Raw genomic sequence first — 12775 nt, 5'->3', positions numbered from 1 at the left:
CGGCCGCTGAGCTGCGGAAACGCGCGGACGCGGCCGGGAGCGGCGTGGTACCTACGGTGGTACCCACGGTGCCGCCTGCGGTGGTGCCCTCGGTGCTACCTGCGGTGGTGCCTACGGGGAACGCTGCGACCATGCCCTGAAACGCGCGGACTGCCTTCAGCGGGCAGAAGTGGCAGATGCCGGGTTACCAGTAACGGATGGACCCGGCGATCCAGCGCAGAAGGGCGAGGACGGCGATGCCGAGGATGATCCAAGGGGCCAGGGAAGTGAAGCGGGTGATCAGCTGTCCCGCGTTGCGGCTGAGTTCGCCCCAGAGGACGCCCGTCGGGACGGCCGCGACACCGGCCGCTTTGATGGTGTTGAAGACGCGGCTCGGGGTGGGGCCCCTGGTGAGTGATCTCGTGACGAACAAGGTGAGCCATAGGCGCAGTCGCTCACCCGCGCTTGCCGAGTCCGGCCGGATGAAGAAGTAGTCCCCGAACGGATCCCAGTCGTTGTCCACCCATGTGAGGGGAGCGAGGGCCGCTTCGGTCAGGAGGATGAGGAGCGGAGCTATGAAGACGCCCAGGAGAAATATGACAAGCGCTGCCTGTCCGACGTGGGCTGGCAGGGACTGGGTTGAGTCCCACTGGATTGCCGCCCCCCGGTATATGCCGAGCTGTGCGGCTATGGCCGTGGCGGCGAGCACCCCCATGACCGTCTCCGCGGCCCGTCCCATCCGCTGCGGGGTATCGGAGACGAATGGGCGCCGGGGCTTGCGGAAAGGGCCGGGGCCGCCTCGTGCGCGCCCGCGCGGGGGCACGGGGCGGGTGGTCTGCTGGCCTGCGCCGGCGTGGCGCTGATGCGAAGAGTGGACTCGGGCCTGTGCGGTCGCCGGCATTTCCGGGTCGGGAACGACGTCGGCGGGTGTCGGTTCGGCCTGGAGCTGCTCGACCTGGTGGCGAAGCGTGCGCAGTTCCCGCCGTACGGTGGCGAGCTGGGTTTCGGCGGTGGTGGCGCGTCTGTCGGCGTGCTCGAGGTCGGTGTGCAGCCCGCGCGCGAGCGTGGCGGCGGCATCGAGCTGGCCGCGCTGCTCGGCCAGCTGCTTCTCCAGGGCGGTTCGGGTGGCCTCGGAGCGCTCGATGCTGGCGGTGAGGGCCTGGGTTTCGGCGGCCGCGGCGTGCCGCTCGTTGGCACGTTCGGTCCGCTCGCGCTCCAGGAGCTGGTACAGCCGCTCGGCCTCGGCTTGGTGGGCGGTGATCCTGGTCTGCAGGTCGGCGGCTGCCGCGCGGCGTTCCTCAGTGTGTTCCACCCGTTCGTCCCGGAGGAGGGACTCCAGTTCCCTGACCTTGGACCTCGCCTGCTCCAGAAACTCCTGCAAGACGAGGACCTGCTCGGAGGCGGAGCCCGCCGCCTGGGCCGCGCGGCGCAGGTCGTGCAGGTCCTCTCGGCGTGTCTTGTCGATCGGAGTGCCATGAGCGCTCAGGAAGTCCAGGAAGCCGTCCAGGAACTGCTGCGGGGCGGTTCTCTGGCCGGACAGGTAGCGCGAGACCGTCGCCGGTGCGTACCTCACTGCTCTGGCTAACTGCTCCTGCGTGACACCACCGGCTTTGACGCACTGGCCAAAAGCATCCCTCAGTGCGGACGCGTAGTCGCGACCTGCCTTGGTGGTCGCCTTGTTCCTGTCCTCGCCGCTGTTCGCTTGGCCTTCCACCCGTTCCCCGCTTGGCAGTTGACATCCGTTCCGGGAATTGTGCCACCCCGTCGCGACGCAGAGATTGCCAGTGCCCGGGAACAGGAGGCTTTCCACTTCCGCAACACCGGACCACGGTCGACCGTGAAGCCATGGATCAACGATCAAACCGACCGAAGACCGTGGCTCACCGCCGGACGGCCGCGGCGTCCATGCTGCCGGGCCTGGGCACCATCGTATCCGCGACCGCTGGCGCGCCGTGGTGGCTGGTCGGGCTCAGCTCGGTCCTGGCGTTCCTTGCCATCGCCATGCAGCTGCTTCTCCCGCAGGACTCCGCCGACCGGCTCGCCTGGTGGAAAGCCCGCTGGTCCCGCCCGACCTCGACCCGAACACGGACCAACCACACACCTCACCCGCGGTCCGAACCGCCGGGCGCCTCAACGCCGCAAACAAGCGCTGGATCGAACGGTCAATGGGATCACCGGCTACCGGGAAAAGGCTGCTGACCTGCGGAAACCCGCCGGAGCCCGCTGGAAGCGGCGGGGCGCCCACGGTGGTCGCTACGGCGTACCCACGGTGGTGCCTACGGCGAACCGACGTGGTCCCGGGGGACCGCGGCGGGCCGGCTGGTCGACGCGGACGGCTTCGCCGGACGCACCGAAGAACCACCGGCCCGCCGCAGGCGCGAACCAGGCGAGCAGGCGCCGGTAGGAGCGGTTCCAGTCCGGCTCCAGGCGCCACAGCTCGTCCAGCTTGGCCGCCTGGTCGGCACCGAGGGCCTCGGCCTTGCGCTGGCGGCGCATCCACGCCCCTACCGCGTAGCCGTCCAGCTTCTCCGTCGCGGGGATCGCCAGGTGGCCGTGGTGGGCGGCCCAGGCACGGGCGTAGGCGTAGCCGCGTTCCCAGGCGTTGGCGTGCTTGGACCAGATCATGCCCAGCGCGTCCAGCTCCGAGACACGCGCGGCATCGAGCAGGCCTTGGCCGTTCAGGTAGCGCTGCCGGTCCAGCCAGGAGACCAGCTCGCCCTGCTCCGTCTTGTCGGTGGGGTCGAGGTGGCCGTGCTCCAGGTGGAAGGCGGCGGCGACGGCGTGCATGCGCTGCCACTCGGCCGCCCGCGGGTTGAACGCCCGCAGCTTCACCGTCTGGAGGATCCGCGCCGCGTGGCGCCGGGCGTCGATCCGCAGCCACTCCATCGGCGACTCCACCACCGCCGGCGGCTGCTCGCCCCGCCCGGCCTCGGCGACCTCGCCTTCCTCGGAGGCCTGCGCCGTGGCGTGCTGGGGCTGGGCGCGGCGGGCAGCAGTCCGAGGGCGATGACGGGGCTGTGACTCCGGTCGCGCCGTAGGAGGACAGGGTGGCCGGGCCGGGGTCCGGCCACCCGCCACGAACCCGGCGCCGACCGGCGCCGGCCCAGGACGCGGAGGAACGGGATGCTGACACAACGGGTGATCCCCGCCGAACTGCTGGTGCTGCCCAACGAGGGCCACGAGTTCAGGAACACCCGAAACCGGGTCCTGTTCCGCCGTACCGCGGCCGCCTGGATCGAACGCCACCTCGCCGACTGATCAGCGGGGGCGGTACATCCGGTGGCGGATGTACAGCACGATGCAGGTGATCGCGCCGACCGCGCACACCGGCAGTCCCAGGCCGACCGCCATGGTCACGCCTTCGCTGACGTTCTGAGCGTCCTCGTCGGCGTGGCTGACGAGGTAGGAGACCATGGAGACGCCCACGGCCAGGAAGACCACCGCTCCGGCCAGGAACCAGCCGCCGGCCCGGTCCTGCCACTCGTCCCCCTGCAGCCGCCGCGCGTGGGGGCTGTGCGCCAGCACCGCGCGGCCCAGGCCGGACGCCCCGGGGGTGTGCCCGTCGATGTGCAGGCGCGTGCCGCCGTCGAGGACGAGGCGGCAGCGGTAGTCGTTGCCCAGCCGACGGGCGAGGCCGTGGATCCTCGGGGTGCCGGGGATCGTGATCGAGACGACCTGGCTCCACTCCCAGCCCCGCACGCCGCGCCGCGAGCCGTGGACGAGGCCGCGCTCGTGGACCTCGAAGTACTCGCCCGGTCCGCCCCGCACCGCGCGCCAGGCCTGCGTCACGGCGACGAAGAGCGCGCCGAGGGACAGGCCGATCACCAGACCGATCGCCCGGCCGCCGCCCGAGCGGCCGTCGTCCGCACTGAACAGCGCCCACAGCCCGAGCCAGCCGGTGGGCACCGCCAGCAGCAGCGCCCACATGGCGTTCTGCCACCGTGCCCGGGTGTTCACCCGGTGCCTGCTGAGCACCGCGCCGAACAGCTCCGTCATCTCCGTCTCGCCGGTCATCCACACAGTGAAGCACCACCGTTGCCGCCGCTCAAGGGCGGTCGCCCACAACCAGATCAGCAACGTCGCGCGCGAACGCGGCTGCGCGGAAAGTACGTTGGGACCGCAGGAGCATCGAAGTCGGCCTTCCGTCCGGTGCCGGGGTTGCGGGTCTCGATGGTCGCGCGGACCGAGCCGGCGGGCTGGCGCGGCAGGTCCAGCGCGGCAAGCTGGGTCGTGGGGCGCAGGTGGTCGGGAACCTCGCCCCACCAGGTGTAGGACGAGAGCGGCTTCACGGCTTCCGGCATGTTGGTGCCTCCCCTTTTCTCGGCTGTTCGGTTCAACGCGGCCGCCATCAGGTGGTGGCGGCCGGTGGGCGGTCAGCGCCTCCACGGCTCCGGGGCCGGATCGGGCGGCGCGGCGGGGGTGAGCGACTGGTCGGCGCAGCGGGTGATCTGGTGGTTGCGTACGCCGCACTCGGGTCCGCGGTCGAAGGCGACGACGTACGGGAACGGGGTCGGGTAGCGGCGGACTCGGGTGATGACGCCGAGGGTGCCGGCCGGGACGTCCACGCGGACGCGGGCGTCTTCCTCCCAGTACTCCTCGTCGGCCAGGTCCTCGTCGATCCACGACGCGCGCACGGGTTCCAGTAGCTCGACCCTGTCCCCTTCCTCCAGGCGCACGTGGCTGGTGCGGACTTGGGCCTGGTAGCGGAGCAGTTGCACGAACGCCTGCTCCCGCTCGGCCGGGTCGGCCAGGGCGCCGGGGTCCAGCACCAGCACCTGCGGGGAACTGGGTGTGCTGGTGCCGGTGCCGGTGCCGGCCGGGTGGCGCTGGGCACCCGGCCGGGCCGCTGTCGGCGCCTGGGTGGTCGGGGTGGTGGTGTCGGTCATCGCGGTGCCCTTCGTCGGGTCGGGGCCTGGGTGCGGTGCGGGGCGGCCCGTGTGCCGGGCCGCCCCGATGGCGGTGGTGCTACTGGTCGGTGTGGCAGTCGTGGTCGGCCTCGACGTAGTCGCCGTCGGCGAAGTCGGTCTCCAGGGACCAGCCGCACGTGCACTCCGCCCGGCCTTCCCACGCGATCTCGGCTTCGCCGTGGTCGCAGTCGTGGTCGGCGTCCACGGTGGTGCCGTCCTCGAACAGCGCGTCGCCGCCGTCGCCGCAGGTGTGGCAGACGTACTGCGCGTACCAGGACGCCTTCGGCTGCTGGGTGGTGGTCACTCGTCTCCTTCTGGGGAGCGGGCCGTCCCGGCCCGAGGTGGGCCGGGACGGCGGGCGTGGGTTGGGGCGGGTCAGCCTGCGACGGTCTCGGTGTGCCGGGTGAGGGCGTCCAGGAGCGCGGTCTGGTGGTCGGTCAGCTTCCCTTCGGTGCGGGCCCCCGCCTGCTTGCGCAGCCAGGTTCCGGGGCGGAAGGTCGGGTCCGCCTCGCCGCCGGTGCGGTTGGCCGGGCCGTCCAGGGTTCCGCCGGCGGCGAGGTAGGCGAGCAGGCGGCGGTACGACCTGTTCCAGTCCGGCTCCAGGCGCCACAGCTCGTCCAGCGCGTCGAGCTTCGCCACCTGGTCCTTGGTGAGGGTGTCTGCCTTGCGCTGGCGGCGCATCCACGCGCCCACCGCGTAGTCGTCCAGCTTCGCCGTGGCGGGGATGGCCAAGTGGCCGTGCTGGTGATGGAAGGCCTTCGCGTAGGCGTAGCCGCGTTCCCAGGCGTTGGCGTTCTTCGACCAGATCATGCCGAGCGCGTCCAGCTCGCTGACCCTGGCGGCGTCGAGCAGGCCCTGGCCGTTCAGATGGCGCTGGCGGGTGAGCCAGGAGATCAGCTCGGCGTGCTTCGCCTTGTCGGTGGGGTCGAGGTGGCCGTGCTCGATGTGGAACCTGGCGGCGACGGCGTGCATCCGCTGCCGCTCGACCGCCCGCGGGTTGAACGCCCGCAGCTTCACGGTCTGGAGGATCTGCGCCGCGTGGTGCTTCGCGTTGATCCGCAGCCACTCGATCGGCGACTCCACCGCCGCCGGCTGCTGCTCGCCCTCTCCGGTCTCGGTGCTCTCTCCCTCGGGGGCCGCCGTGGTCGTGGTGGTGTGCGCGGTGCCCTGCGAGCGGCTGGCGCGCAGTTCGGTGATCCGGCCGACCACCCGGGCGTCGTGCGCGGCAAGCGCCCGCAGGACCCGCCAGATCGTGCGGAACGAGCTGGCCTCGATCTCGGCGTCGGCCTCCGCCTTCACGGCCTCGCCGGCGTCGTGGACCTCGGACGGGTCGGCGGTGGCGGTGTCGTCGCCGACCTCCGGCGAGGGGAGATAGACGATGACCCAGGACACCTTGCCCTGCCGGTAGGACTGGCGCAGCGCCCGGCCGACGACCTGGACGATGTCGATGACCGAGGACTTCGGGTCCGCGAAGCAGATCGCGTCCACGGCGGCGACGTCGATGCCCTCCGTCAGGAGGCGGCTGTTGCAGAGGATGCAGCACTGCTCGCCGTCCTCGCCGGTGGAGGCCTTGAACGTGGCGACCGCCGCGCGGCGGTCCTTGAGCCTGTCGCTGCCCGAGACCGCGAGCGCCACCAGGTTCTCGGGACGGTCCGCGTACCGGAGCAGCGTGGCGGTGTCCGCCATCGTGGTGGCGAACTCGCGCGCGGCGGTGACGCGCGAGTGGAAGGTGATGACGCGGCGCAGCTCCAGGTCGGCGACGGCGCGCAGCATGGTGATCTGCAGGGCGAGGCGCAGCAGTTCCTCGTTGCTGCGCTGGGAGCGGAGGTCGGCGATGGCGGGGAGGTTGAGGAGTTCGCGCAGGTCCTCGTCGGTGACGACTGGCACGAGGACGCGGTAGTCGGCGAGGTAGCCGTGTTCGATGCCCTGTCCGAGGGTCCAGGTGAAGCAGGTCTTGCCGTAGATCGTCTCGTCGTCCATGGAACACAGCACCGGGAGGGCCTGGCCGTCGCCATCACCGTTGGCGGTGAGGTCGGCCAGGCCGTCCTTCGCCCGCCGGTCGTCCGCGATCCTCGGGGTGGCGGTGAAATACAGCCGGCGCGCGGCGGGGACGTTGGCGTCGTCGTGGATCGCGGCCCAGGCCTTGCCGTCCGAGCCGGCCGTGCGGTGGGCCTCGTCGACTACGGCCAGGTCCCACTGGGCCAGGCCCCAGGCCTGGTGGGCCTCGACGATCCGCTCCACCGTCCCGGTCGGCGCAGCCGCCCCTACCACGTGAAGGAACCCGTGGTCACCTTGCTCATGCACCATCGCTTCGACGTCGTGATCGCTGCGGTCTTCGGCCTCGTCTTCGCCCCGCTTGGCGCGGCAGCTCGAGGGAGGGGCCGCCCCGGGCGACTGAGCGCCCGGGCCCCGTCGCCGCAGGCCCGGCGCCGAGCGCTGTCAGCCCCCTGCTCTAGCGTTCCCGACATGACGCAAGCCGCTCACGCGTACCGCTATCTGCGCTCCTCCGTGCTGGACGACCTGCACGGGCGCCTCGGGCTGGAGACCTCCGGTGGGGCCACGCCCTTCGGCGAGGTCGCCCATCCGCACTTCTTCGAGGGGATGTTGACAGCCCCTTCGGCGGCGGCCGCCGGGCTGCTCGCGGTCGCGGACGTGGCCGCGGCACGCTACTACCAGCCCCGACTGCCCGCCTCGCTGGACCCGGTGGTCACCGCCAACGGCGACCGGCTGCGCTTCGAGTCCTTCTCCGGCTGCGGCGGCGTCTACGCCCGCCTCGACGTGCTCGAATCCGGCCTGGACGGCGGCGGGATAGGCCACGGAACCACCAACGTCGACATCAACGTCCCGCTGCGGGACGCCCTCGGCCGCCTCGGCCCGGCCGAGCCGCTACGGCTCGCGGTCGGCACCGAGGCGCTGGAGGTCATCACGCCGGACGGCCCGCTGGTGGAGAAGAAGGTTCCGCTGCCGGACCGCTGGCTACGCGGCTTCGCCGAGACGCAGGTGGTAGCCGCCGGCTTCGACCTGCGTGCCGAGCTGCCCGCCGCCGAGGCCGTCCGCTTCCTGCGCTCGCTGACGGCGGGAGGCGCGGGGGGCGCGCGCGGCACGGCGGGCGCGACGCAGTGGGTCGTCCCCACCGGGCGGCTGCCGCGGCCGACCAGCCGGCCCGTGCCCGGCGCCGTCTGCCTGCCCGGCCCGCAGCGACTCGTCGCGCTGCAGCGGGTGCTGCGCCATGCTCGCGCGCTGCGCATCTACGGCCCGCCGCTGACGGCCGGGGACACCCGGCCGACCAGCTCAGCCTGGGAGGTCGAGCTCCCGGGCATGCGGCTGACGCTCACCCTCTCCCCCGACCCGGCGCGCGGCTTCTCCGGAGAGGGCGGCGTGCTGGACGCGCTGGCATCGGCCGGCAGCGAGCAGGACGCGGACCTGGTCGCGGTGCTGCTGGCCTGGGAGCCGCGGATCGACGTGGCGGAGCTGGCCGAGCAGGCCGGCCTGTCGTCGCAGCGGGTCCGCGCGGCGCTGACCTGGCTGGGCACCTCCGGGCAGGTCGGCTACGACACCGCCGAGGCGGCCTTCTTCCACCGTCAACTCCCCTACGACGCTGGCCGCGCCGAGTCCCGCAACCCGCGGCTGCGGGCCGCCCGCACACTGGTCGCCGCCGGGGCCGTCCGCCCGGAGAGGGACGGCGGGGCGCTGGTGCACGTGGAGGATCATGTACAGCGGGTGCGCCGCGCGGCGGACGGCTCGCTGGGGTGCACCTGCCTCTGGTGGGCCAAGTACCGGGGCGGGCGCGGGCCGTGCAAGCACGTGCTGGCGGTGGGGTTGGCGGCGGAGAGCGCCGCCTCGAACGATGTGAAGGAGAGGGCGACGCGATGAGCCTGCTGGACCGTGTGGACGCTGGGGATGCCAACGGCGTCGTGGCTGCGCTGGCCGCGCTGGATCCGGCGGAGCGCCGGGCCCTGCTGCCCGAACTCAAGCGCCGCCGCAAGGAGATGTCCGTCGCCTGGTGGGAGCACTCGGGAGGCCACATGCTGGCCCTGCTGGTGGCCGGGCTCGGCTGCAACACGGCGCCCTCCGCCGCGTTCTCCTGGGCGAACGGCATCGGCTCCCCCGCCGGGATCGTGGTCTGGCAGAACGAGACGGTCCTGGCCGTCGTCGACCAACAGAGTCCGGAGTGGCAGTCGGAGGTGCTGCGCAGGATCGCCGAACGACGGCCCACCGCCTGGCTCGGCGACGAGTACCCGGCCGTCGAGCGCCTCGCCCGCGCCGCGGGTGAGCCGGTGCCGGTCACGGACGGAGTGGTGCTTGCGTGGCAGCGCCACCACGTCCCGCCCTACGCGACCGAGGAGTACCGACGCGAGCTGGTGCTCCGGCTGGTCCAGGCGTCGTCGACCCCCTCGCTGCTCCTCGGGATGTTCGATGTCGTCGGCGCGGGCGACCAGCTGGGCGAGGCGTGGCGTGGCGCGGTCCTCGGGCTGATCGAGGCCGGCGTGGTCGAGCGCGACGAGATACTCGACCGCTGCCTGGCCCGGCTGGCGCGCGGCGGACGGCCGGGCGACCAGCGCGGTTTCCAGCGGCTGCTGGAGCAGCTCGCGCCGACCCCGGAGGAGACCGCCGCACGGATCCGCGCCTACCTGCCGCTGCTGGACAGCCTGTCGCCGGTGGCCGCCCTCGGCCAGGCACAGCTCGCCGAGGCGGACGCCGCGGGCCTGCTGGAGCCGGAGCACCTGACCGAGGCCTCGGCCACGGTCTTCTTCCGCAGCGAGAAGAAGCTGCTGCGCGCCCAGCTCACCTGGCTGGACCGCTCCGGTCGGCGCTCCCCGGACTGGGCGGCGGCGGCCGTGCGCGGCGCGGCCCTGGCCTTCGGGCAGAGCGACGCGGAACTGCACGAGCGGGCGCTCAAGGTGGCGGCACGTCACCTGAAGGTGGCGGGTCCTGCCCTGCTGCCCGAACTGCGGGCGGCGACCGAGCTGCTCGGTCCGGCCCAGGCCGCCAGTGCGGTGGCGCTCTTCGGCCTGGAGACCCCCGCCGCCTCGGATGCGGCCGCGCACTACGAGGAGCTGCTGCCGCCGCTCCCCCAGTCGGTACCGCTGGCCGAGCCGCTGGACGATCCCGCCGGCGTGGCCGAGGAGCTGGCCGCCGTGCTGGCGGGCGACGACAGCGTCGCCGCCTTCGAGCGGACGCTGGCCGGCCTGGTCCGCGAGGCGTTCCGGGACGGGGAGGCGCTCCGGGCGGCGCTGAAGCCGGTGCTGGGCGAGGAGAAGTGGGCCGAGACGCTCAGCGTCTGGTCTCCGGACCACACCTGGATCGCCCTCGCCGCGGCCGCGGCCGCAGGTCAGGTCACCGAGGTGCGGGCACACGCCATGCTGCAGGGGCAGGGCCCGCTCCGGACGGAACATCAGGAGCGCCTCAGCGCCGTCCACGCCACCCGGGTGCACGAGGCCGCCGCTCTCATCGTGCTCGGACGCACGCCCTTCCTCGTCGCCACGCCCAGCTACGCGGACGGCGGGCTGGAGGCGGCCGTGCTGGTGGAGCGCATCGCCGCCCTGGAGGCGGCGGACGGCGAGGTCGGCGCGGCTGACTTCAGCCAGGCGCTGCTTCGCGTCCTGCCGACGGACGATCCGGCGGTGCAGGCGGCAGCCGTGCAGCTCCGCTCGGCGGAGGGCCGACGGCTGGCCCAGTGGCTCGCCCAGGGCGGGCTGCCCGGCCAGCGCACCGAGCGGCTGCCGGCCGGGGCGGGGCCGCGTGCGTGCCCGCGCGTCACCCAGCCCGGGCTCGCACCGGATCAGGAGCCCCTGCTCCACCCGGACATACGCCGGATGCTCAACCCGATGGTGGACGGGGAAGGGCGCCACATCCTCGCCTACGGCGACATCGCGACGCCCTACGCCCTCGCCGTGCTGCCCTGCCACCGCGAGGAGCTGGCGGTCCGGCTCGGCAACGCGATCATCGAAGCCGCCCAGTACGGCGCCAAGGGCGCGCAGCTGCTGCCGCAGCTGGTCGAGGCGGGCGGTCCGGCCGGCCCCGGGGTCCACCTGACGGTGGCGTGCGCGCTCGGCGCGGCGACGGCGGAGGACCGCACGGCCGCCGTGGACGCGCTGCTGCTGCTCGCCGCCCAAGACGCGCTCGACACGGACCGCCTCGGCGCCGATCTCGCCGAGGCGGTCCGCTGCGGCGTGGCCCCGCTGAACCGGGTGCCGCTCACCCTCCGTCAGGCTGCCGAGTCCGGCGCCTACGGGACGGTCTGGTCGATCCTCCGCGCCGCCCTGCCGGGCCTGCTGGTCCCGGAGCCGATACGCGGCGTGCCGGAACTACTGGCCATCGCCGCCGACTGCGCCGCCCGCAGCGGCGCGACGGACGCGCTGCCGGTGATCGAGGCGCTGGCGACCCGGCGCGGCTCCTCCCGCCTGCTGAAGGAGGCCCGGGCGCTGCACGCCGTGCTGACGGGTAGCTGAGAGGCGGCTCACCCCAGCTACGCGGAGACCGCCGTCCCCTGCTCGGCGGGGGCGCGCTCGCCCTCCGGCGCGACCGGATACCCACCGAGGTCGGTCGAGGCGCGGCGAGGCGGCGGAATGCGTTGTGGCCCGTTTCCGGCAGCTCCAATGCCGGGAACGGGCCCATGCGCTCTTCTCCTGGTCTGGCCCCGCGGTTCCATGCCGTCGGCCATGTCGTGCAGGTGGTAGACGGCGCAGGGCAAGCCCGGCCGTACCAGTACGGGCTGGTCAGCGCAGTGGGTGCGTCCGGGACGGCCGCCAGCTGGTCCGCGGCCTGCATCCAAGCCCACGCGGCCCCAGGTCCTGGCACGCGGCGGTCTCATGGTCTGCCCGGCTTCGTCCTCGAAGACGAGCCAGGCTCCCCGAGCCGCCGCGGCGCTTTTACCCGGGGCCAGACCTCCTTCTTCCACAACTCGACCGCCCGGTCGTCCCGTTCGACGGCTCTGCGGGTCGGCTGCTGCCACGACCAGCCATGGCGCTTGAGCAGCGCCCAGGTCCCCTCGACCGTGTAGCTGACGTGGAACAGCCGGCCGATCAGCGTCTTCACCCGGGCGAGCGTCCAGCGCTGATCCTCCCAGCCATGGACGAGCGGGCCGCGCTCCAACTCGCTCTCCAGTCTGGCGATTTGCCTCTCGCTGAACCTCGGTCGACCGGGTGAGCCCTTGGAGAGGACTCCGGCCTCACCTCGCTCACGCCATTGTCGGCGCCATCGCTCGACCGACCGCTCACCCGCAGCGCGGCGGCGATCTCCCGGTTCTTCTCCCCGCCCTCGAAGCGTTCCACGGCCTGCAGCCGGATCCGCTCCCGCGCGGCCCTCTCAGCGTCGGTCAACCCGCCGCCCTGCGCGTATCTCACAGCCCAGGGCTACCGGACCCACCCAGCAGCTGTCAGGCAAACACCCCCGACATCACGCTTTCAGGTTCAGTATCAGCGGCGAAATTACCGGGTCCAGGATGGGCGCAAGTCCTCGGCCACGACTCGGAACCCGCGGGCAGGCTGCTGTCGGGGCCTTGTCCGCATCTCGAAGGGGCGATCCGCCGTTTCGAGATGAGAGGCCGTCCGATGACCTTCCAGGACGTTCTGCAGTTTCCCGCCGGGGCCGCCGCCGATCCGTCCGGCCCGCAGGCCCGCCACTTCGCCGAGGCCACCCTCGACGTGTACCGCCTCGTCCAGGCCGCCGTCGGCGCCGTCCGGCTCCTGCGCAAGCTGCGCCGCGCCGTTCCGGCCCGCCCGGCCGAGCCCGACTCCGTCCGCGCACACGAGGCAGCAGTAGGCACCCAGGCCCGGATCCCGCTGCGGGATCCGGGCGTCGAGCACGACATCCGTCGCCACCTGGCGGAGTGGCCGACGCACTTCGCGGTCGCCGTCTTCTTCCTGATCATGGCCGGGCTCGCGCTC

General features: G+C 73.0%; 11 protein-coding genes and 1 pseudogene. 4 read left to right on the top strand and 8 right to left on the bottom strand.

The window, feature by feature from the left end; genetic code table 11:
* Window positions 1–184: 184 nt before the first annotated feature.
* Window positions 185–1693 carry a helix-turn-helix domain-containing protein gene (locus ACWCYO_RS31800; protein ID WP_449786139.1) on the bottom strand — a complete coding sequence of 503 codons (1509 nt, stop codon included), beginning with the start codon at window positions 1691–1693 and terminating at the stop codon, window positions 185–187.
* A gap of 539 nt (window positions 1694–2232) precedes the next feature.
* Entirely contained in the window at window positions 2233–2865 is a 633-nt protein-coding gene (locus ACWCYO_RS31795) for a helicase associated domain-containing protein (protein WP_449786138.1), read from the bottom strand.
* Window positions 2866–3102: 237 nt separating this feature from the next.
* Between ACWCYO_RS31795 and ACWCYO_RS31790 the strand changes: the two genes are divergently transcribed.
* Entirely contained in the window at window positions 3103–3237 is a 135-nt protein-coding gene (locus ACWCYO_RS31790; RefSeq protein WP_449786137.1) for a hypothetical protein, read from the top strand.
* Here ACWCYO_RS31790 and ACWCYO_RS31785 read toward each other — a convergent pair whose 3' ends face one another.
* The 5 genes from ACWCYO_RS31785 to ACWCYO_RS31765 form a co-directional block, all read right to left on the bottom strand.
* Window positions 3238–3993 (bottom strand): hypothetical protein, encoded by a 756-nt coding sequence (locus ACWCYO_RS31785; protein ID WP_270150513.1) that lies wholly within the window; start codon window positions 3991–3993, stop codon window positions 3238–3240.
* Between the two features lie 56 nt (window positions 3994–4049).
* Entirely contained in the window at window positions 4050–4280 is a 231-nt protein-coding gene (locus tag ACWCYO_RS31780) for a hypothetical protein (protein WP_270150511.1), read from the bottom strand.
* 72 nt (window positions 4281–4352) lie between these two features.
* A complete protein-coding gene (locus ACWCYO_RS31775) occupies window positions 4353–4865 on the bottom strand; it encodes a hypothetical protein (protein ID WP_449786136.1) in 513 nt (170 codons plus the stop codon).
* A gap of 79 nt (window positions 4866–4944) precedes the next feature.
* A complete protein-coding gene (locus tag ACWCYO_RS31770) occupies window positions 4945–5190 on the bottom strand; it encodes a hypothetical protein (RefSeq protein WP_449786135.1) in 246 nt (81 codons plus the stop codon).
* Window positions 5191–5261: 71 nt separating this feature from the next.
* Window positions 5262–7157 carry a Helicase associated domain protein gene (locus ACWCYO_RS31765; RefSeq protein WP_449786134.1) on the bottom strand — a complete coding sequence of 632 codons (1896 nt, stop codon included), beginning with the start codon at window positions 7155–7157 and terminating at the stop codon, window positions 5262–5264.
* Window positions 7158–7352: 195 nt separating this feature from the next.
* Between ACWCYO_RS31765 and ACWCYO_RS31760 the strand changes: the two genes are divergently transcribed.
* Window positions 7353–8759 (top strand): SWIM zinc finger family protein, encoded by a 1407-nt coding sequence (locus ACWCYO_RS31760; protein ID WP_449786133.1) that lies wholly within the window; start codon window positions 7353–7355, stop codon window positions 8757–8759.
* The gene (locus tag ACWCYO_RS31755; protein WP_270150504.1) at window positions 8756–11338 is read left to right on the top strand and encodes a DUF7825 domain-containing protein; all 2583 of its coding nucleotides are present in this window, start codon (window positions 8756–8758) and stop codon (window positions 11336–11338) included. The genes ACWCYO_RS31760 and ACWCYO_RS31755 overlap by 4 nt, the downstream gene beginning before the upstream one ends.
* A 322-nt stretch (window positions 11339–11660) precedes the next feature.
* Here ACWCYO_RS31755 and ACWCYO_RS31750 read toward each other — a convergent pair.
* Window positions 11661–12232: pseudogene (locus ACWCYO_RS31750) on the bottom strand (winged helix-turn-helix domain-containing protein); the annotation flags it as partial.
* Window positions 12233–12439: 207 nt separating this feature from the next.
* Between ACWCYO_RS31750 and ACWCYO_RS31745 the strand changes: the two are divergent.
* The coding region (locus ACWCYO_RS31745; protein ID WP_449786132.1) for a hypothetical protein at window positions 12440–12775 on the top strand (336 nt) is incomplete at its 3' end.

It is taken from the genome of Kitasatospora sp. NPDC001683 (assembly GCF_053596495.1).
The sequence above is the reverse complement of the archived record's forward strand: the minus strand, read 5'-3'. Positions and strand labels throughout refer to the sequence as shown.